The 24,724-nt window shown below is 69.5% G+C and carries 26 protein-coding genes; 10 read left to right on the top strand and 16 right to left on the bottom strand.

Features of this window, described 5'->3' with window-relative positions:
• Positions 1 to 284 precede the first annotated feature (284 nt).
• Positions 285 to 845, top strand: coding sequence for a hypothetical protein (locus VD964_RS09645; RefSeq protein ID WP_324867983.1), 561 nt, complete (start codon positions 285 to 287; stop codon positions 843 to 845).
• 3 nt (positions 846 to 848) lie between these two features.
• Here the strand turns inward: VD964_RS09645 and VD964_RS09640 are convergent, their stop codons facing one another.
• The 9 genes from VD964_RS09640 to VD964_RS09600 form a co-directional block, all read right to left on the bottom strand.
• The gene (locus tag VD964_RS09640; RefSeq protein ID WP_324867981.1) at positions 849 to 1,367 is read right to left on the bottom strand and encodes a flagellar protein FlgN; all 519 of its coding nucleotides are present in this window, start codon (positions 1,365 to 1,367) and stop codon (positions 849 to 851) included.
• Positions 1,364 to 1,690: a rod-binding protein gene (locus VD964_RS09635; protein WP_324867979.1), complete on the bottom strand. Its 327-nt coding sequence runs from the start codon at positions 1,688 to 1,690 to the stop codon at positions 1,364 to 1,366. The genes VD964_RS09640 and VD964_RS09635 overlap by 4 nt, the downstream gene beginning before the upstream one ends.
• A 15-nt stretch (positions 1,691 to 1,705) precedes the next feature.
• Positions 1,706 to 2,875 carry a flagellar basal body P-ring protein FlgI gene (locus VD964_RS09630; protein ID WP_324867977.1) on the bottom strand — a complete coding sequence of 390 codons (1,170 nt, stop codon included), beginning with the start codon at positions 2,873 to 2,875 and terminating at the stop codon, positions 1,706 to 1,708.
• An 11-nt stretch (positions 2,876 to 2,886) separates the two neighbouring features.
• Positions 2,887 to 3,990 (bottom strand): flagellin, encoded by a 1,104-nt coding sequence (locus tag VD964_RS09625; protein ID WP_324867976.1) that lies wholly within the window; start codon positions 3,988 to 3,990, stop codon positions 2,887 to 2,889.
• A gap of 6 nt (positions 3,991 to 3,996) precedes the next feature.
• Positions 3,997 to 5,394: a flagellar hook-associated protein FlgK gene (flgK, locus tag VD964_RS09620; RefSeq protein ID WP_324867974.1), complete on the bottom strand. Its 1,398-nt coding sequence runs from the start codon at positions 5,392 to 5,394 to the stop codon at positions 3,997 to 3,999.
• A gap of 25 nt (positions 5,395 to 5,419) precedes the next feature.
• Positions 5,420 to 6,646, bottom strand: a complete 1,227-nt coding sequence (locus VD964_RS09615) for a flagellar hook protein FlgE (RefSeq protein WP_324867985.1) — start codon at positions 6,644 to 6,646, stop codon at positions 5,420 to 5,422.
• 352 nt (positions 6,647 to 6,998) lie between these two features.
• The gene (locus tag VD964_RS09610) at positions 6,999 to 8,012 is read right to left on the bottom strand and encodes a flagellar motor protein MotB (RefSeq protein WP_324867972.1); all 1,014 of its coding nucleotides are present in this window, start codon (positions 8,010 to 8,012) and stop codon (positions 6,999 to 7,001) included.
• 6 nt (positions 8,013 to 8,018) lie between these two features.
• Positions 8,019 to 8,906 carry a flagellar motor stator protein MotA gene (motA, locus tag VD964_RS09605; protein ID WP_324867969.1) on the bottom strand — a complete coding sequence of 296 codons (888 nt, stop codon included), beginning with the start codon at positions 8,904 to 8,906 and terminating at the stop codon, positions 8,019 to 8,021.
• Between the two features lie 101 nt (positions 8,907 to 9,007).
• A complete protein-coding gene (locus VD964_RS09600; protein WP_324867967.1) occupies positions 9,008 to 11,506 on the bottom strand; it encodes a hypothetical protein in 2,499 nt (832 codons plus the stop codon).
• Between the two features lie 144 nt (positions 11,507 to 11,650).
• Between VD964_RS09600 and flgF the strand changes: the two genes are divergently transcribed.
• The 5 genes from flgF to VD964_RS09575 are packed head-to-tail and all read left to right on the top strand — an operon-like array spanning position 11,651 to position 15,168.
• Positions 11,651 to 12,382 (top strand): flagellar basal-body rod protein FlgF, encoded by a 732-nt coding sequence (gene flgF, locus VD964_RS09595; RefSeq protein ID WP_324867965.1) that lies wholly within the window; start codon positions 11,651 to 11,653, stop codon positions 12,380 to 12,382.
• A 21-nt stretch (positions 12,383 to 12,403) separates the two neighbouring features.
• Positions 12,404 to 13,189 (top strand): flagellar basal-body rod protein FlgG, encoded by a 786-nt coding sequence (flgG, locus tag VD964_RS09590; RefSeq protein ID WP_324867963.1) that lies wholly within the window; start codon positions 12,404 to 12,406, stop codon positions 13,187 to 13,189.
• A gap of 8 nt (positions 13,190 to 13,197) precedes the next feature.
• Positions 13,198 to 13,890 (top strand): flagellar basal body P-ring formation chaperone FlgA, encoded by a 693-nt coding sequence (gene flgA / locus VD964_RS09585; RefSeq protein ID WP_324867961.1) that lies wholly within the window; start codon positions 13,198 to 13,200, stop codon positions 13,888 to 13,890.
• A 47-nt stretch (positions 13,891 to 13,937) separates the two neighbouring features.
• Positions 13,938 to 14,669 carry a flagellar basal body L-ring protein FlgH gene (flgH, locus tag VD964_RS09580; RefSeq protein WP_324867959.1) on the top strand — a complete coding sequence of 244 codons (732 nt, stop codon included), beginning with the start codon at positions 13,938 to 13,940 and terminating at the stop codon, positions 14,667 to 14,669.
• Positions 14,670 to 14,697: 28 nt separating this feature from the next.
• The gene (locus VD964_RS09575) at positions 14,698 to 15,168 is read left to right on the top strand and encodes a hypothetical protein (protein WP_324867958.1); all 471 of its coding nucleotides are present in this window, start codon (positions 14,698 to 14,700) and stop codon (positions 15,166 to 15,168) included.
• Positions 15,169 to 15,422: 254 nt separating this feature from the next.
• On the opposite strand, the gene VD964_RS09570 is transcribed toward VD964_RS09575, so the two are convergent.
• Genes VD964_RS09570 through VD964_RS09545 form a run of 6 tightly spaced genes read right to left on the bottom strand, consistent with a single transcriptional unit; the run spans position 15,423 to position 20,578 of the window.
• Complete coding sequence (locus VD964_RS09570) at positions 15,423 to 16,094, bottom strand: flagellar hook assembly protein FlgD (RefSeq protein WP_324867956.1); 672 nt, start codon at positions 16,092 to 16,094, stop codon at positions 15,423 to 15,425.
• Between the two features lie 20 nt (positions 16,095 to 16,114).
• Entirely contained in the window at positions 16,115 to 17,482 is a 1,368-nt protein-coding gene (locus VD964_RS09565; RefSeq protein WP_324867954.1) for a flagellar hook-length control protein FliK, read from the bottom strand.
• A gap of 5 nt (positions 17,483 to 17,487) precedes the next feature.
• Positions 17,488 to 18,231: a MotE family protein gene (locus tag VD964_RS09560; protein ID WP_324867952.1), complete on the bottom strand. Its 744-nt coding sequence runs from the start codon at positions 18,229 to 18,231 to the stop codon at positions 17,488 to 17,490.
• Positions 18,228 to 18,869: a DUF6468 domain-containing protein gene (locus tag VD964_RS09555; protein WP_324867949.1), complete on the bottom strand. Its 642-nt coding sequence runs from the start codon at positions 18,867 to 18,869 to the stop codon at positions 18,228 to 18,230. The genes VD964_RS09560 and VD964_RS09555 overlap by 4 nt, the downstream gene beginning before the upstream one ends.
• The gene (gene fliM, locus VD964_RS09550) at positions 18,850 to 20,016 is read right to left on the bottom strand and encodes a flagellar motor switch protein FliM (RefSeq protein WP_324867947.1); all 1,167 of its coding nucleotides are present in this window, start codon (positions 20,014 to 20,016) and stop codon (positions 18,850 to 18,852) included. Before fliM ends, VD964_RS09555 begins: the two co-directional genes overlap by 20 nt.
• Positions 20,017 to 20,035: 19 nt before the next feature.
• The gene (locus tag VD964_RS09545; RefSeq protein ID WP_324867945.1) at positions 20,036 to 20,578 is read right to left on the bottom strand and encodes a flagellar basal body-associated FliL family protein; all 543 of its coding nucleotides are present in this window, start codon (positions 20,576 to 20,578) and stop codon (positions 20,036 to 20,038) included.
• Positions 20,579 to 20,766: 188 nt separating this feature from the next.
• On the opposite strand from VD964_RS09545, the gene fliF reads away from it, so the two are divergent.
• From fliF to fliP, 4 genes are all read left to right on the top strand, one after another.
• Complete coding sequence (fliF, locus tag VD964_RS09540) at positions 20,767 to 22,500, top strand: flagellar basal-body MS-ring/collar protein FliF (RefSeq protein WP_324867943.1); 1,734 nt, start codon at positions 20,767 to 20,769, stop codon at positions 22,498 to 22,500.
• Positions 22,500 to 23,177, top strand: coding sequence for a flagellar assembly protein FliH (locus tag VD964_RS09535; protein WP_324867941.1), 678 nt, complete (start codon positions 22,500 to 22,502; stop codon positions 23,175 to 23,177). The genes fliF and VD964_RS09535 overlap by 1 nt, the downstream gene beginning before the upstream one ends.
• A 22-nt stretch (positions 23,178 to 23,199) precedes the next feature.
• Positions 23,200 to 23,538 carry a flagellar motor switch protein FliN gene (fliN, locus tag VD964_RS09530; protein ID WP_324867939.1) on the top strand — a complete coding sequence of 113 codons (339 nt, stop codon included), beginning with the start codon at positions 23,200 to 23,202 and terminating at the stop codon, positions 23,536 to 23,538.
• Positions 23,539 to 23,653: 115 nt separating this feature from the next.
• Positions 23,654 to 24,451 (top strand): flagellar type III secretion system pore protein FliP, encoded by a 798-nt coding sequence (gene fliP, locus VD964_RS09525; protein ID WP_324867937.1) that lies wholly within the window; start codon positions 23,654 to 23,656, stop codon positions 24,449 to 24,451.
• A gap of 10 nt (positions 24,452 to 24,461) precedes the next feature.
• Here fliP and VD964_RS09520 read toward each other — a convergent pair.
• Positions 24,462 to 24,724 (bottom strand): GreA/GreB family elongation factor (locus VD964_RS09520; RefSeq protein WP_324867935.1); only part of this gene is annotated, 263 nt, incomplete at its 5' end.

The following is a 24,724-nucleotide window of genomic DNA, read 5'->3' as shown; positions in this document are numbered from 1 at the left end:
TCGGCCGTGAAAAGCCTCCGCGCCAATGGTACTGCGTCTTAAGACGTGGGAGAGTAGGTCGCCGCCAGGTCACTCAGGCTCAAGAGACGTCAAACCGAAGCAAACACGCTGGCATCGTCACGAACATCAGAAACGCCCCGGCTCTCATCAGCCGGAGCGTTTTTCGTGTTTTGGAAATCGCGGGCCTGCGACGACGCATTTTTTGATCGCTTCACCGGCTATTAATTTGTTTTTGGTGGATTGGTCGCAGTGGTCCGCTTGATGGCGGTGGCGTGGGGACGGCGATGGGCGATCCGGACGATCTTTTCGATATCTACCGCAAGGACCACGCCGCGACGGCCCTGACCGGCCCAACGCTTGCGGCGGCGCTGAGCGATACGGTGCGGCGCGGGCTGGCGCTGATCGAGGAACTCTGCGCGGAGGTGACGCGGGCGCTTGCCCAGGCGCGCTACACCACGCGGCTGGCATCGGCCGTCACCGACCGGTCGAGCTATGTGCGGCTCGACCGCCAGTCCGAGAGCTTTCGCGACTATCTGCGGAGCTGGAGTCAGCAGCGGGCCGATCGCGGCACCGGCGGCATGCATTGGGAGGCTCAGATCCTCGTCACCGACCATCGGCGGACGACGAAGGAGATCGGCATCGGGATCGCTTTCGAATGGCCGGGCCAAACGGGAGAGGGCCGGAACGGGGAAGGGGAGGGCGGCCTCGCCTTCATCGAGTTCTGGCCGACGGGCGCCGGGGTGGCGCTGCCGTCGGACGCCCGCGGTTTCCAGCGTGCGCTGGTCGCCTGCATAATCAAGCTGGAGCAGGCCGGCGAACTGGCGAGCGTGAAGAGCCGCGGTTAGAGTTCAAAGACTGGCGTTCAAGCCCGACGCCGACAGCTCCACCGGCCGGCGGGCCTGTCCGTCGCGGGCATAGGTGCCGTCGCTGGCCGCCTTTTCCAGCGCGACCAGCAGGTTGCGGTTGATGGTCAGCACCGCCTTGCGCAGGGCGACAAGCCCGGACGCATTGGTGGACACCGCCCGCTCCAGCCTGTCGATGCGCTGCAAGGTCATCGCGCGCAGGTCGTCGGGAAGGCGGATGCCTTCGTCGCGCGCCCGCAGGACGGCGCCTTCCAGCTGTTCGGCCATCGCCGCCTTGCGGTGGGCGAAGGCCTCCAGCCGGTCGAGCATGCCGGCGGCGATGCAGGCCGATTCCTCTTCCAGAACGGCGGAGAGAGCCTCCACAGCGTCGAGGAAGTCGCGCACCAGCAGAGCGGTGGCGCCGTCATAGCCGGGATCGGGCGCGGCCGGCCCCTCGGCCTGCGCCTGCTCTGCGGCACGGTCAGGGGCGAATTCGTGGATCAGATCCTTGAGTGTGACGCTCATGACGGCCGCTCCGCCTGGGATGCATAAAGGCGGGCGATCTCGTCATGCGTCATCCTGCCGATGCCGAGCGTGCCGGAGTCGGCGATGGCCTTGCCGTATTCCTGCAGCATCATGCTGCGCCACGGCTTTTCCGCCGGGCCGCCGCCGCCGAACAGCGGGCTTTCACGCATGCCCGCGAACATGCTTTCCATCAGCTGGCCGACCAGCATCGCCTCGAACTCCTTGGCGACCTTTTCGGCGGCGGTCGCGTTTGGGACGGCCGGCGTCGAGGGGGCAGCGGAAGTCGCGGCTGTGGCGCGGAAGGTGGCAGCGGCTATGTCCATCGTCATCTCCTGCGGTCAGATGATTTCCAGATCGGCGTGTAGGGCGCCGGCGGCCTTGATCGCCTGGAGGATGGCGACCATGTCGCGCGGCCCCACGCCGAGAGCGTTCAGGCCGTTGACCAGCTGCTGCAGGCTGACATTGCCGCCGACGGTGACGAACTGGCGGCCGTTGCCCTCCTGAACCTGCACGTCGGTGCGCGGCACCACGACGGTGGAGCCGTTGCTGAAGGGCTGCGGCTGCGACACCTGCGGCGTCTCCACCACGCGGACGGTCAGGTTGCCCTGGGTGATGGCGACGCGGCTGACCCGCACATCGTCGCCGATCACGATGGTGCCGCTGCGCTCGTCGACCACCACGCGGGCAATGGCGTCGGGGCGGACCGGCAGCTGTTCGATCTCGCCGATCAGGCGGGGGACGTTGCCGACATACGCGCCGGTGATCCGGACATCGACGGTGGTCAGGTCCACCACCCGGGCATTGCCGGCGCCGAGCCGGCCGTTCACCGCGTCGGCGATGCGGATCGCGGTGGTGAAGTCCGGGTTGCGCAGGGCCATGCGCACGGCACCGACGTCGTTCAGGGCGAATTTCAGCTCGCGTTCCACCGTGGCGCCGTTGGCGATGCGGGCGGTGGTGGGCACGCCCTTGGTCACCGTCGCCGCCGCGCCGCCGGCGCTGAAGCCGCTGACCGACAGCGGTCCCTGGGCGACGGCATAGGCTTCGCCATCCGCGCCCAGGAGCGGTGTCACCACCAGCGTGCCGCCCAGCAGGCTGGTGGCGTCGCCGAGCGCGGAAACCGTGACATCCACGGTGGTGCCTTGGCGCGGGAAGGGCGGCAGGCTGGCGGTCACCATCACCGCCGCGGCATTGCGGGTGCGCAGGGTCTCGCCACGGGTGTTGATGCCCAGCCGCTCCATCATCCCCTTCAGGCTCTGCTCGGTGAAGGGGGTGTTGATCAGCCGGTCGCCGGTGCCGTTCAGCCCGACCACCAGACCGTAGCCGACCAGCTGGTTGCGGCGGACCCCGTCGAAGGTGACCAGATCCTTCACCCGTGTCTGCGCCGCCGCCGGGGCGGGCAGAGCCGACAGCATGCCGAGCGCCAGCAGTAGCCCGCCGGCCAACGCGACTGCACGGCGGAAAGCGGGCCGGAGCCGGCGCGGAACGGGGGCCTGGATGCCGGGGCTCATGGCGATGGGACCTAGAGATAGTTGGTCAGGTGCAGCTTGGCGATGCGCGCGGTGGCGCTGGAAGTTGCGTCGATCTGCGCCTCCAGTTGGCTGATCCGCGTGCTCGCCTCGTAGGGATCGACGCCTTCCAGATTGTCGATCTGCAGGCTGAGGATCGACTTCTGCGTCTTGTGCTGTTCGGCCAGGGTGGCGATCTGGGCGCGCTGGACGCCGAGCTGCGCCGTCGCCTCCCGCAGGTTGCCGAGGCCGCTGGACAGCTTGTCGACCGCCGTCTTGATATAGTCGGGATAGGCGTCGACATCCATTTTGGAGGTGTCGACCGCCGCCAGCATGTAGATGCCTTCCAGCAACTCCCGCATCATCGGGTCGTTGGCCTGGACGCCATAGGCGATGGTGCTGGAATCCGCCGGCCGGCCGGCGACGCGCGGGGAGGCGGCGCCGCCGGGCTGGACCGAGGTGGTGCCGGTGTAGAGCCCGCCCTCGAAGGTATCGGTCAGCGGGGCGGGGGCCGGAGTGGCCGGGTCGCGCACGGCGAACAGATCGTCCAGCCGGGCGATGACCGCCGCGGTCTCCGCCGCCGTCTTCGGCATCTCGGCACCGCCGGTCGCGGACTGGATAGCGTCGCGGACGATCTGCATCGGCGAGCGCAGGCCCGACTTGTCGCCGTCGACATTGCGCATCGGCGGCTGGTCGAGCGCGGTGCCGGCGAACAGATAGGCGTTGCCGGCCGACGCGTTCAGCAGCCCGACCACCTGATCCAGCACGCCGCGCGCCCGGACCTGCAGCGAGGTGCCGGTCGGCGACTGCTGTCCCAGGCCGGTGGAGGCGGCGGCCAGCAGGTCGGTGCCGGATGCGATGATGCTGGTCATCGCGCTGTCCATCATCTTCATCCGGCCGTCGAGCAGGTCGGTGGTCTTCACATACTCGTCGGTGCGGTCGAACAGGTTGCGCAGCGCGATGTCCCGGCCGGTGCTGGCGCCGATGGTCGCGGCGACGTCGGCATGGACGCCGGTTGCAACCTCCTCGTTCGCACGGGTCAGCTCCATCTGCTGCCGGGTCATGGTGCTTTGCAGCTTCCGGCTCATCCCCAGCGTGGACAGGGCATTGTACAGCATCGGATCTTACCCCTTGATCTGCAGCAGGATGTCGATCATGCGGCCGGCGACCTGCACCACCTGGGCACTGGCGCCATAGCTCTGCTCGATCAGCAGGAGCTTCTGCATCTCGTCGTCGATGTTGACGCCGTCGCGGTTGATGCGGGCGGTTTCCAGCGTGTCGGCGCTGATCTTGCGCGCGTTCATTTCCGATTCGGCACCGGTGCGGTAGCCCTGCTGGGCAGACACCATGGCGGTGGCGTAGCCGCCCAGCGTCGCCGAGGCCGGCATGTCGGTGGCGGCGAAGCTGCGCGCGGTGGTGAAGACGGTCAGGAACTTGTCGATCTGCGTCTGGTCGCCCGGCTGGAGCGGGGTTGCCGCCTGGATGCCGCTGCGCACCCGCCAGCTCTCGGTCCGCACCGAGTCGTTGACGGCGATGCGCGACGCCAGCCCGGCGGTGGTGCCATAGGCGGCACCGGCATCGGTGAACAGGCCCGGCTGGGTCGGATCGGCCTCGGCCCCCTGGAAGGCCTGGACGAGGCCGGCGGCCAGCTCGTCAAGCTGGGCCAGCGCGCGGGGCATGTCCTGCTTGATGGTCTGGACATAGCCCATAATGCGGCCGCTCTGGATCTCGCTGTCCGGCTTGGCGGAGAGGGCGACGCCGTTGGCCATCACCTCGTCCCCCAGCAGGGTCAGCGGCTGTTCGCCGGGCGCCAGCGGGTGGTCGAGCAGGGTCTGGCCGTTGCGGGTCATCACCACCACCTGGCCGTCCTCGCGGCTGTAGGTGCGGATGCCGATCTCCTGCGACACCTGATCGAGCAGGCGGTCGCGGTCGTCGCGCAGGTCGCCGGTGTCGCCGCCGCGCGCTTCCAGCCCGGCGATCCTGCCGTTCAGGTCGCTGATCCGCTGCAGCGCGGTGTTCACCGAGTCGACGGAGGTCTGCAGGCGGTCGCGGGCGTCGGACTGCACCGTCTGCGCCGCTTCCGCCGCGCGGTTCAGGCTGTCGGTGAGCGTGATCGCCTGAGACACCACCGCATTCTGGGCGGCATCGTCCTGCGGCATGCCGTGCAGGCGGGAAAAGGCCTGCTGCAGCTTCGACAGCTGGGTGGAGACCGACTTCTCGTCCTGCGGCTGCCCCAGCACCAGGGCGTAATCGGCAAGCGCCGAAGCACGCGCCTCCTGCCCGGTGTAGCGGCTGGTCTCGAACCGCGCGTCGCGGATCAGCAGCTCGTCCACCTTGCGGGCGATGGCGTCGACCTGCACCCCGGCGCCGCGGCCGGCGGTGTTGGCCGACGACAGGGCGAGGTCGCGGCGCACATAGCCGGCGGTGGTGGCGTTGGCGAGATTGTGGGAGGTCATCGCCGCCTGCTGCTGCGTCGTGCGCAGGCCGGACAGGGCGGCGGTGAGGGAGAGTTGGACGCTCATGGCCGGGGCTCCGTCGCGACTGGGCTCAACGCTTCAGGCGGGTGGTTTCTTCGACCATCTCGTCGGCTGTGCGCACCAGGGTGGCATTCGACGAGTAGGCACGCTGGGTCTCGATCAGCGACACCAGTTCGGTCGCGATGTCGACGTTGGACTGTTCCAGCGCGCTGCCGATGACGGTGCCGGCGGCGCCTTTCTTGCCGGCGCCCAGCGTCAGCGTGCCGGTCTCGGCGCCCAGCGTGTAGGTGTTGCCGTCCTGGGCGACCAGACCGTCGGGATTGGTGACGGTGGCGATCGGGATCTGGTACAGCGCCTGACGGGCGCCGTTGTCGTACATCACCCACAGCTTGCCGCTGTCGTCGATGTTGACCGATGTCACCTGACCGACCTTGGCGCCGTCGCCGGTGACGGTCGGGACATAGTCGCCGTTCAACTGCGTGACGTTGCCGAGCGACATGGTGAAGCTGTCGGCGGTCGGCGTGGCCGGCGAGGTGACGGTGATGCCGGGCATCGGGTCCAGCGGCAGACCGGCGCCGTCCACCGGCTTTCCGGCATAGGGGCCGGTGGCCGCGAAATTGAGCGTCACCGGCGCGCCAGCGACCGTGTAGCCGGCCGGGCCGGTGGCGGTCAGCGTCCACTGGTTGGGGGTGGCGCCCTTGGTCCAGGTCAGCGACAGGTCCAGCGGGTTGCCGAGCCCGTCATAGAAGGTCGGGCTGGTGGTGAAGCTGTCGCCGGCCGCCGCCTGCGCCGGCAGGTTGCCGGAGAAGTCCATCAGCGTCGTCCGGCTGCCGCCATAGACGAGATTGCCGATGTTGACCGACTGCAGGTCGTCGAAACGGGCGGTGCTGACGTTGGGCAGCGTGCCGTCGGGGTTCAGCTTCCACGCTTCCAGATACTGGCCGGCATTGTTGCGCAGAAAACCGCTTTCGTCGGGCAGGAAGCTGCCGGCGCGGGTCAGCGAATATTGCGGCGTGCCGGACGCCGTGCTGCCGACGACGAAGAATCCGTCGCCGCTGATCGCCATGTCGGTCGTCGAGGTGGTGCCGAGGATGGTGCCGTCCTGCTGCACCTGATAGTGCGTGGCGGACTGCACGCCGCTGGCCGTATAGGTGCTGCGCGCGCCGGGGGCGGTGACCAGGGTGGAGAAATCCACGGTGGAGCGCTTGTAGCCGACCGTCTGGGAATTGCTGATGTTGTCCGAAATGGCGGCGAGGCGCGAGCTTTGCGCGGCCATGCCACTGACACCGGAACGCATTGCGCTGTACAGGCTCATCCTTGGGATCCTCTGGTCAACCGTCGAACGGGCCGTCGCAGTGACGACAAACGGAAGGGGAATGGCGCGTCCCGGGATTCTCCACGAAGGACTGATGGGGTTAACGATAGCGAAGGTGTTTTAAAGGCGCTTTAAAGGAAAAGGCGGGCGGTTTTGTTAAAATGTCTAGGGTTTTTATTTGGAAGTTCATTTGGTGTTGCCCCCTCCCCATCCCTCCCCCGCGTTCCGCGGGAGAGGGGGCAGGAGCTTTGCGGGAGCGTGGCAAAGGAGTGGCGGAGTTCCCTCTCCCGCGCTAGCGGGGGAGGGTTAGGGAGGGGGCAACCACCACGACACCTCACCCCGGCCGGCGCAACAATGTGATGCTGATCCGCCGGTTGCTGGGGTCGAGCGGGTCGCTGCTGCCAAAATGGTCGAGGTCGGCGCGGCCTTCGACGCGGACGATGCGGTTGCCGGGGATGCCACTGGCGAGCAGTTCACGGCGGGCGGCGTTGGCGCGGTCGCTGGACAGTTCCCAATTGCCGTATTTGGCGTCGGGGGCGTAGCCGAGCGCGTCGGTGTGGCCGGTGATGCCGATGGGATTCGGCACGGAGGCGAGAGCCGTGGCCACCATCCGCATCAGCCGGCGGCCCTGATCGTTCATCTGGGCCGAGCCGACCTTGAACATCGAGAAGCGCGCCTGATCGGTCAGCTGGACGCGCAGACCCTCCGGAACCTGCTGGATCACCAGACTGCCCTGCAGGGCGTTGAGGTCGGGCGACGCGGCGATACGCTGGCGCAGGTCGCGTTCCAGCGTTTCCAGCGCCACTCGTTCGGTCAGCTCGGCGGACTGGCGGTCGAGCAGCGCCTCGAGTTCCGCCCGCGTCGCGCTGGCGCCTGTGGCCGGCGGCTCGGCTGCCGCGGTTTGCGCCGGTTCGGCAGCGGGGCGCAGCAGGTCGACCGGCGGCACCGGGCTGCCAGCGGGGTGGGGCATCGGATCCTTGCGGCCGGCCGGCTGGCGGTCGCTGTCGCCGACGGAGGCCACGACGGGCGGGGAGGCCACCGGGCTCGCCTGATCGCCGGCGGCGTTGGGGGTGGTCAGCGATCCGCTCTTGTCGACCGAACGCCCGGCCAGCATGCCGTCGGCGCCGGAGTTGCTCTGCGACACCGCGACCGGGTTGAAGTAATCGGCGATGCCCTTGCGCTGTTCGGTGGTGGTGATGTTCATCAGCCACATCACCAGGAAGAAGGTCATCATCGCCGTCACGAAGTCGGCATAGGCCAGCTTCCAGGTGCCGTTGTGCTCCTCTTCCTCATGGCCGCCGAGGTGGCGCTTGACGATGATCGGGGGGAGGGCGGTCTTGCGCGGCATGGCCGGTCACGCCGGCTGGCGGCCGTCGCGGGCCTTGGCCTGCGACGACAGGGTGGTGGCGACCTCGACCTCGGCCAGGCTGGGCTGGATGTCGGTGTAGAGCACCTTGCGGGCATATTCGGCGCAGACCTGCGGCGGGCTGCCGCGCAGATAGGCGCACAGCGCCGCCTTGATGCAGAAATACATGTTCAGTTCCGATTCGCGGCGCTGGCGGGCGGCGCTGGCGATCGGGCCGACCATGCCGTAGGACAGCAGCACGCCCAGGAAGGTGCCGGTCAGCGCCCCGCCGATCATGCGGCCCAGCACCTCCGGAGCCTCGCTGATGGCGCCCATGGCGTTGATGACGCCCAGCACCGCGGCGACAATGCCCAGCGCCGGCAGGGCGTCGGCGAGGTTCTGCAGCGCCTTGGGCACCTGGTTCAACTCGCGGCCCAGCGTGTCCAGCTCCTCCGCCATCAGCGATTCCAGATCGTGCGGGTTGTCCTGCCCCAGCGCGATCAGGCGCAGATAGTCGCAGAGGAAGGTCATGCAGCGCTCATAGCGCAGGACATTGGGATACTGGGTGAACAGCGGGCTTTCGGTCGGCTTGTCGATGTCGGCCTCGATCTGCGACATGCCCTTGGACTTGGCGACGCGCAGCAGGCCGTAGACCAGCGCGATCATGTCGAGATAGTCGTTCTTGGGCGTGCTCCGCCCGCGGGCGATGGCGCCGACGGCGCGCAGCGTGTCCCGCAGGACCGACGGGCTGTTGGCGATGGCGAAGCCGCCGATGCCGGCACCGATGATGATGACGATCTCGACCGGCTGCCACAGCACGGCCATCCGCCCGCCCATCGCGTAGAATCCGCCGAGCACGCTGGCGAACACTGCGATCAACCCGAACATCAAGCGCATGTTTCTCTTCTCCGGATATGCACAGGCCGTCGCGACGGATGGTGCGCCGACGACGCTACAGGCCGCCGTTTAAAGCGGCTTTACGGATCCCGGCATGGGAATCAGGGTTTGCCGCGCCAGTCGCGCGACAGCCGCTCGAGCGCCGCGGCGGCGGCGAGGTCGCGTTCCACCGACTCCGCGCGGAGCGGGCCGTCGGCTGGCGGCGGGGCCAGCGCGTCGAGCAGCCCAGCCCAGCGGGTGCCGGCCAGCCGGCCGCGCTGCTGGTCGCCGAGACCGCGCAACGCCTCGCCGTCGCCGGCCAGATAGGCCGACAGGCCCTGTAGCGCCACATCCTCCGCCGTCGGCTCGGCACCGGTCGCGGCCAGTTCGCCGAAGGCCTTGCGGGCGGCCGACCACTCGCCGGCGGCGAACAGCCCCTGGGCGCGCAGCCGCGCCGCCTCCGCCCCGTTCAGGCCGCGCAACGCGTCGAGCGCCCGTACGGTGTCGCCGTCGCCGAGCAGCGCGTCGGCACGCAGCAGGGCGCGGCGTTCGGCCAGCGCGGGTTCCAGCGCCGGGTTGCCGGTGCTGGCCAGCACGTCCAGCGCCTCCGCCTCGCGTCCGCTGTCGATCAGGGCGCGGGCGAGGGTGGCGCCCAACTCGGCCCGATGCTGGCCGCTGGCGGACTCGGTCAGGGCATGCAGGATGCGGGTGGCCTCCAGCGCGTAGCCGTCGCGTAGCAGCAGGGTGGCGAGCCGCAGGCGCAGCCCGCCATCCGGCCGGTCGGCCAGCGCGACCAGCCGGCCGTGCCGCGCCTGTAGCGCCAGCGCGTAGAGCCCGCCCGGCGGTGAGCGGTCGAGGCGGTCGAGCACGGCGGACAGCAGGTCGCGCCCGGCCGCCAGGGCATCGCGCCCGCGCGCCGTGGCGCCGAAGCGGCGGCCCAGCAGTCCGAAGATGTCGAGCGCCGCGTCGGTCTTGCCGCTGCGGGCATAGGCGCCGCCGAGGGCGGCCAGCGCGTCGGTCTCGATCTCGTCGCCGCGCCAGGCGAAGCGCAGGGACTCCAGCGCTGCGATGGCGCCGTCCTCGTCCAGCCGGCCGAGGCTGCGGCGCAGTTCGATGGCGCGCACCTCGGCCCGGCGGGCGAAGGGGCCGCGGCGTAGACCGGCGGCGGAGTCGTAGCGGTCGAGCGCGGCGTCGGGCGTCCCCTTCAGCTCCGCCAGCCGGCCGCGGAAATAGTCCAGCCGCCCGTCGGCCATGCCCTTGGAATCGACGGTGATCATCTCCAGCACGATCAGGTTCAGGGCGGCAACATCCCCGGCCTCGTCCGACGCGGCGGCGAGCGTGGTCAGCAGGCGGCTCCTCAGGTCGGCCGGATAGTCGAGCAGGCGGCGCAGGGCGATGGGCAACCCCTCCTTGGCCGCTGCCCAGCGGGAGGGCGCCAGCGCGACGCTGCGCCAGACATTGTGATCGGCCATGACGCCGGCCGGCAACTGGACGAACAGGTTGTCGTCCGGCGCGTCCTCGCGGTCGAGCGCACGGAAGGCATCGCCGAGAATGCGCAGGGTATAGCGCTGGTCGGGCGCCGGCGACAGGCTGGCCGCCGTCTCCAGCGCCGCGCGCCCTTCCTCGTCCATGGCGCGGGCGAGCAGGAAGCGGACCAGCGCGATCTGGGCATCGACCCGCGCACGGCCCTGCGCCGCGCCGACCGCGCGCTGCAACGCCTCGCGCGTGCGGTTGAAATCGTCACCGGCCCAGGCGGCGAGATCCATCGCCCCGATGGGCGGCGGAGCCGGGGGTTTCGGCGGCTCGGCCGCTTGGGGGGCGGGTTTCGAGCTGCGGTCCGGCATGCGCTCCAACTGGCGCAGCGTGTCTTCGATGCTGGAGCGGACCTCGCCCTCCAGGCTGGCGACGAGGGGGAGGGGAGGGGATATGCCCTCTCCCATCCCGTGTTGAATCCCCCTCTCCCCCCCGGGGAGAGGGTCGGGGTGAGGGGGATGCATTGCGTGGCTATCCCGAGAATCCTCGCCGCGCTCCCCCCTCACCCTAACCCTCTCCCCGGAGGGGAGAGGGGACTCTCCTGGGAGAGGGAGACCGGTGGGCGCCGCATGAGCAGTGCCGATGGGGTTCAACGCTTCGGCAATCGCAGCCACGCTGGTCGTATCGACCTGTGGCGGGGTGGGTTCCGGCCCTGCGGCAATCACCGCCTCCGGCTGCACCTCAACCGGCGCCCCCGGCTTGACGCCCGGCATCGGCGGCCCGCCGACATCGACGATCAGCATCCGGCGCTCCATCAGGCTGGCGACCCGCGCGCCGCAGGGGATCGCCGCGGTCAGGCTGCGTCCGCCGTCCGCCGTCACGAAGTCCGACAGGCGGCGGGAGAAGCTGTCGCGCAGGCTGGCGAGCGGCCAACGCACCGGATCGGGCGTGCTGATGCGCAGCACGCAGCCGTCGACCACCGCCACCGGCTCCAGCCCTTTGGGCATGGACAGGACCAGCCGTGAATAATCGCCATGGTCGCCCAACTGCGCGCGGACGGACGCGGCCTGTGCCGGACCGGACACAGCCAGCAGAGCGAGGACCAGCGTCGAACCAGTGATCAGTGCGTTATCCGGGCGCCGTTTCATCACAGTCGTCTCGCATTTTATCGAAATGATCGACAAACCCTGTCCAAGACCGGAAAGGTGCCGGCCGGGACGGTCCAGGTTGAAACCCGGCTTTAAACTGCATCGTCCAGATTAAGGCGGAGTTCAAAACCGGAGAGTTCGGCGATGGAGAACCAGCTTTACATCGGACTGTCGCGCCAGATGGCGCTTCGGCGGCAGCTGGACGTCGTGGCGAACAACGTCGCCAACATGAATACCGCCGGTTTCCGCGGCGAACGCACCCTGTTCGAAGCGGCACTGGAGGCCGGCGGACGCAAGCCGACCGACCGCATCGCCTTCACCATCGACCGGTCCACCTACACCGACCTGCGCGCCGGCGCCTTCACCGAGACCGGCAATCCCTATGACGTGGCGCTGGACGGCGACGGTTTCCTCTCCGTGCAGTCGCCGGACGGCGTGCGCTACACCCGTGACGGCCGGCTGCGCCGCGATGCCGACGGCACGCTGGTCGGAACCAACGGCTATCCCGTGCTGGACGACGGCCGGCGGCCCATCGTTGTCCCGTCGGACAGCAGCGTCATCAGCATCGGGTCGGACGGGCTTCTGTCGGCCGACGGCAACGTGATCGCCCGCATCGCCGTTTCGCGCTTCGACAATCCGCAGATGCTGAAGCAGACCGGCGACCTGCTGTTCGAGCCGGGCGAGGGCATGGAGGCGCGTCCCGCCCCCGATACCCGTCTGGTGGAGGGCAAGGTGGAACGGTCCAACGTGCAGGGCATCGTCGAGATCGGCCGCATGATGGACCTGACCCGCGATTATCAGGCGGTGACCAAGATGGTGGACGACGGGCAGGACCTGTTGCGCTCCGCCATCAACCGCCTCGGCAAATCCTCTTAATCTCCGAAGGAGAGTCCGTCCATGCGCGTGCTCAGCATCGCGTCCACCGGCATGATGGCCCAGCAGATGAACGTCGAGGTCATCTCCAACAACATCGCCAACATCAACACCACGGCCTTCAAGCGCTCGCGCGCCGAATTCCAGGACCTGATGTATCAGGCGGAGCGGCGGCAGGGCAGCCAGTCGACCGATTCGGGCACCATCGTGCCGACCGGCGTCGAGGTGGGCTTGGGCGTGCGGCCGACCTCGGTCAACCGTATCAACACCACCGGCAACCTGACCTCCACCGGCAACGAGCTGGATCTGGCGATCGAAGGGCGCGGCTATTTCAACGTGACCCAGCCCGGCGGCGAGACCGTCTACACCCGTGCCGGCAGCTTCAAGCTGTCGCCGGAAGGCACCATCGTCACCGCCGACGGCTTCACCGTCGCCCCCGGCATCACCGTGCCGCAGGGCACGCGCGAGGTCGTGATCAACCGCTCCGGCGAGGTGCTGGCCTATGTCGACGGCCAGAACCAGCCGGTCAACCAGGGCCAACTGGCGATGACGGTGTTCGTCAACGACTCCGGACTGGAAGCGCTGGGCGACAACCTGTTCCGCGCCACCCCGGCGTCGGGAGAGGCGCAGGACGGGCTGGCGGGACAGGCCGGTTTTGGCACCATCCGCCAGAAGTACCTGGAATCCTCCAACGTCAACGTGGTGCAGGAGATCACCGAACTGATCTCGGCCCAGCGCGCCTACGAGATGAACGCCAAGGTGATCGAGGCCGGCGACCAGATGGCCTCCACCATGACCAACATGCGGTGACGATGGTGATGCGATCCCTCCGCCGGCCTCTTGCCGTTCTGCTCCTTGGAGCCGCCCTGGCGCTGCCGCGGCTTGCCGCTGCGGGTCCGGTCGAGACCCGACTGGGGGAGGAGCTTCTGGCTTCGCTCGGGCCGGCGGTGCCGGCCGACGCCCAGGTGGCGGTCACGCTTGGTCGGCCCTTCGACGGTCCGGTCGACGCCGTGCGCGACGTCGGCCTCGATCCCCGCACTGGAACCTTCCAGGCCCGCATCCTCAGCGACGGTCGGATCGTCGAGCTGACCGGGAGGGCCGAGGTCGAGGTGGCGATGCCGGTGCCGGTCCGCCGCATCCGGCCCGGCGAGATCATCGAGGCCGCCGACCTGACCACCGTCCGCCTGTCGCTGGACCGCGCCGGATCTGGTTTCATCTCGTCGCCCGAGGCGCTGATCGGCCTGTCGCCGCGCCGCCAGATGCCGGCCGGGCGGCTGATCCAGGTCGGATCGGTGGGGGCGCCCATCGTCGTCCAGCGCAACCGGCCGGTGACGCTGGTCTACGAGGACGGCGCTCTGGTTCTGGCGGCGCGCGGTCGCGCCCTGCAGGAGGGCGGCGTCGGCGACGTCGTTCGCGTCATGAACATTGCCAGCAGCACCATCGTCACCGGGACCGTCACCGGCGCGGAAACCGTTTCGGTGAACGGCCCGCGCATCCCTCAACGACCTTGAACATGGGCCGCGCGGCCCCGATCGACCCATAAAAGGGAGCTTCCGTCATGCGCACCGCGCTCGTCCCCATCCTGCTGCTCTCGGTTGCGACCGGCGGCTGCGCGCGGCTGTCCGATATCGGCAGCGCTCCCACCCTGTCGGAGATCTCCAATCCGGCGATGCAGCCGGAGGCGCGCGTGATCTCGCTGCCGATGCCGCAGCCGACCACCGCCGAGCAGATCCCCAGTTCCCTGTGGCGCACCGGATCGCGCGACTTCTTCCGCGACCCGCGCGCCAAGTCGGTGGGCGACCTGTTGACGGTCGTCATCGACATCTCCGATCAGGCGCAACTGCGCAACAGCACCCAGCGCGGACGCACCAACAACGAGAAGGCCGGCCTGCCCAACTTCTTCGGGCTGGAAAGCCGCCTTCCCGCCATCCTTCCCGACGCGGTCGACCCGTCGAGCCTCGTGGACCTGGACAGCTCCAGCACGTCGAGCGGCAATGGCACCATCCAGCGCAACGAACGCATCGCCATGCGCGTCGCCGCCGTGGTGACGCAGGTGCTCCCCAACGGCAATTTCGTGATCGCCGGCCGGCAGGAGGTGCGGGTGAACTACGAACTGCGCGAGATGCGCATCGCCGGCGTCATCCGTCCCGAGGACATCAGCAACGCCAACACCATCGAATACGACAAGATCGCCGAGGCGCGCATCACCTATGGCGGCCGCGGCCAGATCACCGACGTGCAGCAGCCGCGCTACGGCCAGCAGGTGCTGGACGTGATCCTGCCCTTCTGACATCCGGCTTCACTGGGGAATCCGCACCATGAAAGCCGTCCTGCTGTTTGCCGTGGCCGCCGCGCTCGCCTTTGCCGGCGGCTACGGCTTCGGCCGTTTCGAGGCCCCGCAAGACACCGCGGCCGGCGGCCGGACCGATGCCGCGTCGCCGGTCTCCGGTGGGCCGTATTATGTGGAGGCCGGGCAGCTGATCGTGCCGATGCTGGAACGCGGCCGCACCATCGCCTTCATCCTGACCCAGGTGACTTTGGAGGCGTCCAGCGCCGACGATGCGCTGCTGGTGCGCCGCCGTCTGCCGCATGCGCGCAGCGCCATGCTGGAGGCCCTGTTCGATCTCGCCGGCCATGGCCGCTTCAACGGCCCGTCGGTCGATCCGCAAGGCGTTGCGACCGCCCTGCTGGCCGGCGCCAACGGCACCCTGACCAGCCACGAAAGCACCCAGCCCGTGCGGGCGGTGCTGATCGACCGGCTGCTGCGCCAGGACAACACGCGGCTGTGATGGATGCCCTCTCCCCCGTGGATAATCCCCTCTCCCCCCGCTCACGCGCAAACTTCGTTTGCGCTGACGCGGCAGGCGGACCATTGGTCCGCCGAAAGCGGGGAGAGGGTTAGGGTAAGGGGGAAGCGCGGCGAGGACCTTCATGTATCGCGCTGCCCCGCTCTTCCATCGAATCCACACTATGCATCCCCCTCACCCCGACCCTCTCCCCGGAGGGGAGAGGGGGAGCCCCAAGGGGGAGAGGGCATGCCACCTCACGACGCCGACAGCACGGCGTCCGACGAGACGGTGGCGCCGTTCTTCAGCACGAACTTCGTGGCGCCGTCGACGCTGCGCACCTCGGCCACCGTGTCGGTGACGACGGTGGCGGTGTTCAACGCCTTGCCGTCCTTGTCCTTCGCCGTCACCCGCAGCGTGTAGAGTCCATCGGGCGCGGTGCCGCCGCTGGGAGTCCTGCCGGTCCAGCTGAAGACCTGACGGCCGGTCTGCAGGGCGCCGGGGGTGCTGTGGACGACGTTGCCGGCGCTGTTCAGCACCTCCAGCTTCACGCTGGCCGGCTGGCCGTCCACCGTGTAGGCGGCCTCCGCCTTGCCGCCGGTCAGCGACAGCTGGTTCGACTCCACCTCCACCCTGCGGCCGAGCAGGGCCATGTCCATGCGCATGCCGCTGCTCTTCAGCGTGTCGAGAACCTTGCCGAGCGTGTCGTTGGAGCGCATCGACTGCTCCACCGTGGACAGCTGCGCCAGTTGGGTCATGAACTGCGAGGCGTCCATCGGCGCCAGCGGATCCTGGTTGCGCAGTTGGGCGGTCAGCAGCTTCAGGAAGGATTCGTAATCGACCGTGGCCTTCTTCGCCTCCTCGGCGGAGGCAGCGGCGGACTTCGCGGTGGTGGCGGCCGTGACGCCGGTGCTGGGGGTGGTGGTCATGACGGGAGGGACTTTCCTGTTCAGACGGTGACGTCGACCAGCCCGTCGATCGGGCGCATCGGTCTTTCCGCGACGGGTTCGGGAGTGGCTTCGGATTGGGCCTGGGCGCGCCAGCCGGCGGCGGCGCGGCCCTGGTCGGGAGCGGCAAAGCCGCGCGACTGGCCGTCGTCCTGCAGCGAGAACTGGAGGCTGGCGTTGTCGAGCGACAGGCCGGCGTCGCCGAGCGCGCGTTCGAGCTGCTGCAGGTCGCGCCGCAGCAATGCCAGCGTGTCGGCCTGTTCGGCCTGAACGGTCAGAGAAACCTTGCCGTCGCTGACGTCGGCGACGACACGGATGCGGCCGAGCTCCGCCGGGGCGAGGTCGATGTGGAACTCGCCGCCCCCGGATTCGAGCACGCGGACGAGCGGAGCGGCGAGCTGCGCCATTGCCGGGCTGTGCGCCGTGGCGGCCCGGCCCGATGCCGCGGCAGCGGCGTATTGCGTCGCGGCCTGGGCGGGCAGGGTGGGCAGGGCTTCGAAACCGGTCGCGGCGCTGCCGCTGCCGCTGCCGGCGGCGGGCGGAGTGCCGAAGGCGGGGAGTGGCTCGGGGGCGACAAAGCCGGCGGTCGCGTCGGCGGCGGGCTGGGCCGTCCGGGGAGCAGCCGCAGCGGTAACGGACTGGTCCGCCTTGCCTGCGGCAGTCGGCCGGCCGGTTCCGCGGGCGGAGCGGATCGCGGTGCGGGGATCGGTGCTCTCGTCGCGGCGGCTGGCGCGCCCGTCCGGGGCCGCATCGGCGGCGGGGACCGCGGGGGCCGCCATGGCTGCGGTCGCGGCGGTCGCCTCGGTGGGAACAGGCGTGGGCTGCGGCAACGCGGGGTCGGCCGCGCTCTGGTCCATGGTGCCCGGAGGGGCACCCTCGGCGGCGCTCGCGCTCTGTGGCGTGCCCGCAGGTGTGGGGGTGCCGGTCGCGGACGGTTCGGCCGGCTGCTGCGGAGCGGCGGCGGTCCCCGCGGTCGGGTTGCCGTTCCCCGCTGCGGAAAGAGGCTGCTGCCCCGGCAGCGCGGTGGCCTCGCCCGGATTGGGCGCCGGTGCCGCGGACACGGCTGGCGGCGGCGCGGCCGGGGTGGCGGCGACCATCCAGGGCATCAGCGGGGCGTCGGTGCTGCCACCGGCCTGGATCGCCGGCTGGACCACCGCCTGGGTGATCGCGGCCTGGGCGGCGGCTGGGCTGTCGGGCTTCGTTTCCCAGCGTTTGCGCAGCCGGTCGGGGCGTGTCTCGGACTCGTCCTCCGCGGCGTCGTCCACCAGGCTGGAAAAGTCGCCGTCGCGCGCGTCGTCGCCGGCGGAAACGCCGCGCTGAGACGGGGCGGGACGGGATGGTGCCGCGACGGCATCGGGCATGCTGGTCATGGCGCTCAATTGGTCAGGGTGGGGCGCGGCACGGCGGTGGCGGCTGTCACCGGAATCGTGGCCGGGGTGGCCTTGCGGTCGCCGGGCAGGGCACGGCGCTGCAGGATCAGCCGCGTCACTTCGCGGGCCTTGGCGTCGGCCATCTCGGCAAGGATCGGGGCGGCGCGCCGTTCGGTGATGCGGTCCAGCACGTCGACCACCATGTCGGTTTCCATGTCCGTCAGGATGCGCGCGGCGTCGCGGGGCTTCATCGCCTCGTAGATCGCGACCATGCGCTTCAGGTCTTCCTGCTGCAGGGTGGAGCGCTGGGTCATCAGCGCCTCGACCTCGCGCTTCACGCCGTTCAGCCGCTGGATCTGCGTGCCGACGCGCGCTTCCGTGGCGGCGAGCACCGCTTCGGCCTCGCGCAGGCGGTTCTGGCGGCCGGAACTGTCGGCCTTCTGCTCGTCTATGGCCGCGCGCAGAAGCGGGTCGGTGCAGCTGGGCGGAGCCAGCGCCACCGGCGGCGGCGCTTCCGCGACCGGCGTGGAGACCGGCAGGGGAGCGGGGACCGCTGCCGGAGCTGCAGCCGTTTCGGCGGCCTTGGGGTCGGTGGCCTTCAGGTCGGTCGCCCACGGGCGTTCATGGGCGCCGAATTCGCGGTCGAACTGCTGGGCGATGACCGGGAACCCGTCCACCAGGGCGCCGAGCTTCAGCGGCAGGACCATCAGGACGGCGACCAAGGTGATGGGGAGGATGCGCGGAATCATGCCGACGCCTCCGATCCCACGGTGCGCAGCCGCGCGTAGAAGGCACTGGCCGCGGCCTTGGCCGGGGCAGTGGAAGCAGGAGCGGGGGCTTCGTCGGTCTGGCCGGCGACGGCGCGCAGGGCCGATTCAAGTGCCCGGAACTCGCCCTTGTCCGCTTCCGCTGCCTTCAGCGCCGACAGCAGCGGGGAGGCGGTCGGGGCCTCGGCATCGACCGGCTTCGCCACGCTTCCGGCCGCGTCACTCTCCTCCGGCCGCGCCCGGTTGCGGCCGACGCGCGCGGCGCTCCCCATGGCGCCCTCATCCAGGCGGCGCAGCAGGGCGCGGGCATGCTGGACCGATTCCTCCATGCGGGCGGTGGTGCGCTCGCAGGAGCCCAGGATCAGCGCCATGTCCTCCTTCATGCCCTTGGCACGGTCGAGGTCGTCGGACAGCCGGGCGGCGATCTCCGTCGCCGAGGCCACCATGCGCTTCATCGAGGCGTCGGTGTCGTCGATCGACTTGGAGAAGGTCGACACCAGGGCGTTGATCTCGGACTGGCCGGTGCGCAGCAGCTTCAGCCGCTTGTTGACGATGACCAGATAGGCGGTCGCCGTGACCAGCATCACCGCCAGGGCCGCGTCAATGAGAAAGGAGACCATCGATCAGCTCCTGCTTGGTGTCGAGATCGGTGTCGATCTTCACCGCGATGTTGTCGTTGCGCTGTCCCATGTGCCCGGCGAACAGCGGGATGGTCTTGCTGAAGACCAGGACGGTCTGATCCGGGCTGATGCGCAGTTTCAGCGACTGGCCCTTCTGCCAGGCCAATACTTCGCCCAGCGGCACCTTCGTCTCCGCCAGCACGGCGACCAGCTCCAGCTTGGAGCGCATCAGCTCGTTCTTCAGGTGGCTTTCCCACACCGTGTCATGGCCGAACTTCTCGCCCATGAACATCTGCACCAGCTTGCCGCGGACCGGTTCCAGCGTGGCGTAGGGGATGACGATGTCGATGTGGCCGGTCCGGCGCTCCACCTCCACGGCGATGCGCACGCGGATGATGGCGTTGGTGGCGCGCGTGATGGTGGCGAACTGCGGGTTCACCTCCAGCCGGTCGAAGACGAAGTCCACCTGGGCCAGCGGGTCGAAGGACTGCCCGAGATCCTGGAGCACCACCTTCATCATCCGCTCGGTCATCTTGCGCTCGATGGAGGTGTAGGCGCGCCCATCGATCCGCCCCGGCCGCGACCGCCGACCGCCCAGCAGCACGTCCATCATGCAATAGATCAGCGCGCTGTCGATCGACACCAGCATCTGGTTGTCCCACGGCTCGGCGCGGGCGACGCCGATCAGCGCCGGCAGTTCGATGGCGTCCTGGAAATCGGTGTAGCGCAGCCATTCGATCTTCGACAGCGATGCCTCCACGTTGGTCGAGGCGAACTGGCGCAGCGAGGTGTTCAGCATCCGCACCATGCGGTCGAACACCACGTCCAGCATCGGCAGCCGGTCCTTGTTGACCGTGGTCGAACTGACCAGCCGCTGGATGGCGCTCATCTCCGGTCCGCCGCCTTCCGGTGCGCCGAAATTCAGCAGCCGGTCGATCTCCTCCTGGCTCAGCGTCTTGGTCTCGCCGGACAGGTTGGCCAGTGCCTCGCTCATCGCTTCCGCCGCCGGTGCGGCGGGCGGGGCGGGCGGATCGGTCTGCTGTGCGGCGGCCAGTTCCCACGCGGCATCGGACCAGTCCGCGGCCTCGTCGGGAATCGGCTGGGGAGCGGCCATGGATGGGGCGGTCGGGGCGGGGGTGTCGGTCATCCGGTGCCTCTGGAGGTCGCTATTGCGTGAGCAGGCTGCGCAGCAGGACGTCGGTGACGACCTCCTGCCGGCCGGCGGGATCGGACAGGATCAGGTTGAAGCGGCGCTTGATCTCGCTGCGCAGCCGGTGGAGCCCGGCCGACCCCTCCAGGTCGTCCTGGTCCAGGTTACGCAGGAACTCCTGCAGGCTGTCGGTGAGCTGCGGCATCGCGCGCTCCAGCCTCTCGCGATCGCGGTGGGCCGCGGTCAGGGACAGGCCGATCTTCAGGAAGCGGGACGGCGTGTCGCGCCGCAGATTGACGACCAGTTCCGGCATGTCGATCACGCCGTCGGCCGGCAGTGCCTCCGTCGCCGCGGGCCACAGCCGGTCCAGCGCCTGCGGGCCGGCGGCCATCCAGTATCCGGTGATCCCGGCGGCCACCACGCCCCCCAGCGCCAACATGCCCGCGGCGAGGCGGGCGAGCGGCAGGGCGATCACCAGGATGCGTCCCGAACCGCGCAGCCGGTTCAGGACTTCGTCCCGGACCGTTGCCGTCCCCGCCATGCCAAATCGTGTAATCATCGATCCATCCCGCCGGCGATTGCCGAAAATTTTAGTAAAGCTGGCATTCGGTAAGATTTGAGGCGCTTTGTCTTGGGAGGCTGCGCCGTTTTTTACTCCGCTTAAAAGTCGCCCCGTTAGCGTGAGGGGGTGCGCAGGGCGAAGACTAGGCCCGCCGATTTTCAGAAACTTTAAAGGTGCGGGGAACCGTGGACAGTCTGATCGACACGTTGCGGTCGTTGGGGCGCGGTCGGCTGCTCGTGCTGGCGGGGACCGGGCTCGGCATCGTCCTGGCCGTCGCCGGCATGGCGCTTCTGCTGTCGCAGCCGCACATGACGCCGCTCTACAGCGGCCTGGAACCGGTGGAGGCCGGCCGCATCGCCAAGGCGGTGCAGGAGATGGGCGTGCCGGTGAATGCCGGCTTCGACGGCACGACGATCAGCGTGCCGCAGTCCGAGGTCTCCCGCGTCCGCATGGCGCTGGCGGAAAAGGGCCTGCCCGCGCAGGGCGGCGTCGGCTACGAACTGTTCGACACCGACAAGCCGCTCGGCATCACCAGCTTCATGCAGCGCATCAACCGCCTGCGCGCCATGGAGGGCGAACTCGGCCGAACCATCGAGACGCTGGCCGGCGTCGAGGCCGCGCGCGTCCACATCGTCCTGCCGGAGCGCGAGGAGTTCTCGCGCAGCGCGCCGAAACCGACCGCGTCGGTGGTGGTGCGCATGCGCGGCCGGGCGGCGATGGACCGCAAGCAGGCCTTGTCGATCCGCCATCTCGTCTCCGCCGCCGTGCCGAACCTGAAGCCCAGCGCCGTGACGGTGATGGATTCCTCCGGCGAGCTTCTGTTGACCGAGGATGACGGGCCGGGGCTGGCCTCGGCGCGCACCGACGGGATGCGCGTGGCCGCCGAAACCCGCGTCGCCCGCGCGGTGGAGCAGATGCTGGTCGCCCGGCTCGGCGCCGGCAATGTCCGCGTCCAGGTCGCCGCAGAGGTGGAGACCAAGCGCGAGGTGGTGCGCAGCCAGACCTTCGATCCCAACAGCCAGGTCGTCCGCTCCACCCAGACCGTGCAGGAGCAGGACCGCAGCCAGGACAGCAACGGCGAACCGCCGGTCACCGCCGAGCAGAACCTGCCGCAGCGCGACGTGCGTGCCCAGCCGCAGGGGCCGCAATCCTCCAACGACAGCAAGCGGCAGGAGGAGACCGTCAACTACGAGATCTCCAACATCAGCCGCGAGACGGTGATCGAGCCGGGCGACGTCCGCCGCCTCAGCGTCGCCGTGCTGGTCAACGGCACCTGGAAGACCGCCGCCGACGGCACCCGCCAGTACGAGCCGCGCAGCGCGGAAGAGCTGCAGCGCCTGACCGAGCTGGTCCGCTCCGCCATGGGTTTCAGCGAGGCGCGCGGCGACCGGGTGACGGTGGACAATCTGGAATTCGTCGATCTGGCCCCCGACCTGGCGCCGCGCCCGCTGGGCGACGAGATCGCCGAGACGCTGAGCCGCAACGTCATGACGCTGATCCAGTGGGTGATCCTGCTGGTGCTGTCCGCGCTGGTCATCCTGGTCGGCCTGCGTCCGCTGATCCGCCGCGTCTTCCCGGCGCCCGAACCGGTGGTGGCGGAAGCGCCGGCCCCGGCGCTGGCCGCGCCCGCAGCCGGCGCCATGCCGCAGCTGACCGGCCCGGCCATGGCCTCGGCCGCCGCGGCCGGCGGCGGCGCGGCGCTGGCCGACGGTGGGGAGGGCGATGCCGCAGCACTTGCCGCCGCGCCGATGGCGCCGCAGCTGGGCATCGAGGAGACCATGGACCAGCTGATCGAGCTGCGCACCGTGGAGGGCCGGGTCCGCGCCTCGTCCATCCGGCGGCTGGGCGAGCTGGTCGACCAGTATCCCGACGAGGCCATCGATATCCTGCGCTCCTGGCTCTATGAGGAGGTGGCGTGATGGCCGCCTACCCGCGCTACCGCTTCGACCACGGCTTCGGTGCGCCCGTCCCGGCGGCGGAGCCGGAGGTGGTGGAGGCGGCCGATCCGCTCGACCTTCCCACCCTGTCGGAGCGCGAACATGAGGCCGCCCTGGCGCAAGCCCGCGCGAACGCGCTGGCCGAGGGGCTCGCCCAGGGCCGGGCCGAGGGCGAGCGTGCCGCCGCCCGCCGGATTGAGGCGGAGCTTGCCGCCACCCTTGACCATCTGGCGCAGCGGATGGCGGCGCTCGACGCCGACCATGCCGCCCTGATGGAACGGCTGGAGGCCCAGGGCGCCTTCGTGCTGGTGGCGCTGGTTCGCCGCATGGTGCCGCAACTGCTGGATCATGTGGCGCGCGAGGAGGTGGAGCGGCTTGCCGCCGACGCCCTGCGCGCCGCCGGCCAATCTCCGGTCCTCACCCTGCGCCTGCACCCGTCGCTCTGCCCTCCGCTGGAAGAGCGGCTGGCCGGGCAGGGCGCATTCCGCGGCCGCATCGACATCCAGGGCGACCCGGCGCTCGCCGTCGGCGCTTTGGAAGCGAACTGGGGCGCCGGCTCCGTCCGCCGCGATCCTGCAGCCTTCGAGGCCGCCGTCGCCGCACTTGCCGACCGTGCCGTCGCCGCGCTTGGGCCGGCGCCGTCCCCCGACATCACCTGAACGATCCGAAGCGAGAACCCTCATGCCTCCCTTGAACCTCGACATGCTCGACGACGATTCCAAGCAGGCTGAAAAGGCCGCCGAGAAGTTCGGCGAGAAGACCATCGATGGCCCGATGAACGCCATCTACAACGTGCCGGTCGACGTCCAAGTCGTGCTGGGCCGCACCAGCATGCTGGTGGCGCAGCTTCTGAAGCTCGGCCGCGGCGCAGTGCTGGAGCTGGAGCGCAAGGTGGACGAACCGGTGGAGGTGCTGGTCAACCACCGCCTCGTCGCGCGCGGCGAAGTGGTGATCGTCGAGGACCAGCGGCTGGGCGTCACCCTGACCGAGATCGTGCGGACGGAGTTGGAGATCGACTGAGGGGGAATCCCTACCGGTGCCCCCCTCCCCATCCCTCCCCCACCTTCGGTGGGAGAGGGATGGGGAGGGGGCAACCGCGGCAACCACTCCGCCAACACCCCCCGAAAGCCCTCGCATGCGCACCCTCCTCCTCCTCGCCCTGATCCTCGCCGCCGGCCCTGCCGCCGCGGCGCCGCTCGACCTCGATCTCGGTGCGCTGGGGTCGCTGGCGGACGGGGCGAGCCTGTCGGGGCGGATCGTCCAGGGCATCGTGCTGCTGACGGTGCTCAGCGTGGCGCCGGGGCTGCTGATCATGGTGACCTGCTTCACCCGGATCATCGTCGTGCTGTCGCTGCTGCGCTCCGCTCTCGGCCTCCAGCAGTCGCCGCCGAACATGGTGCTGGTCAGCCTCGCCATGTTCCTGACCTTCCACATCATGGGGCCGACGATCGACAGCGCTTGGCAGGAGGGACTGCGCCCGCTGCTGAACGAGCAGGTGACGCAGGAGCAGGGGCTGGAGCGGATGATCGAACCGTTCCGCGGCTTCATGGCCTCCCATGTCCGCGAACGCGACCTTGCCGCCTTCGCCGCCTTCACCGCAAAGCCGAAGCCGGCGGGCGAGGACGGCGCGGCCGCGAAGCCCACGGAGAGGGACGAGCGGCCGGTGACGGCGGAGAGCGTCGATCTCAGGCTGCTGATGCCGGCCTTCCTGCTGTCGGAGCTGCGGCGCGCGTTCGAGATCGGCTTCCTGCTGTTCCTGCCCTTCGTGGTCATCGACATGGTCGTCGCTTCGGTGCTGATGAGCATGGGCATGATGATGCTACCGCCGGTCGTGATCTCACTGCCGTTCAAGCTGATCTTCTTCGTGCTGGTCGACGGCTGGTATCTCGTCGCCGGTTCGCTGGTGCGCAGCTTCGTCGGCGGCGGCGGATAGCGCCCGGGAACTACAGGTGAAAGTCACCGGCGGACTCGGGTTGGTAGGTCAGCTTGTCGACCGCGATACGCCGGGTACGGCCCCCAACCACCCAGTCGATGGTGTCGCCAGTCCGATACCCAAGGATCGCGGTGCCAATATCAGACAGGACAGAAAGCTTCCCCGAGTGCTCGTCAGCGTCCTGGGGATAAACCAGCGACACGTCCATTTTCTCGTCGTCCAGATGCAGCACAAGCCTCGAATTCATGGTGACGACGTCGTCGGCAATCGCTT

It is taken from the genome of Azospirillum sp. (assembly GCF_035628975.1).
Classification (GTDB): domain Bacteria; phylum Pseudomonadota; class Alphaproteobacteria; order Azospirillales; family Azospirillaceae; genus Azospirillum.
The sequence above is the reverse complement of the archived record's forward strand: the minus strand, read 5'-3'. Positions and strand labels throughout refer to the sequence as shown.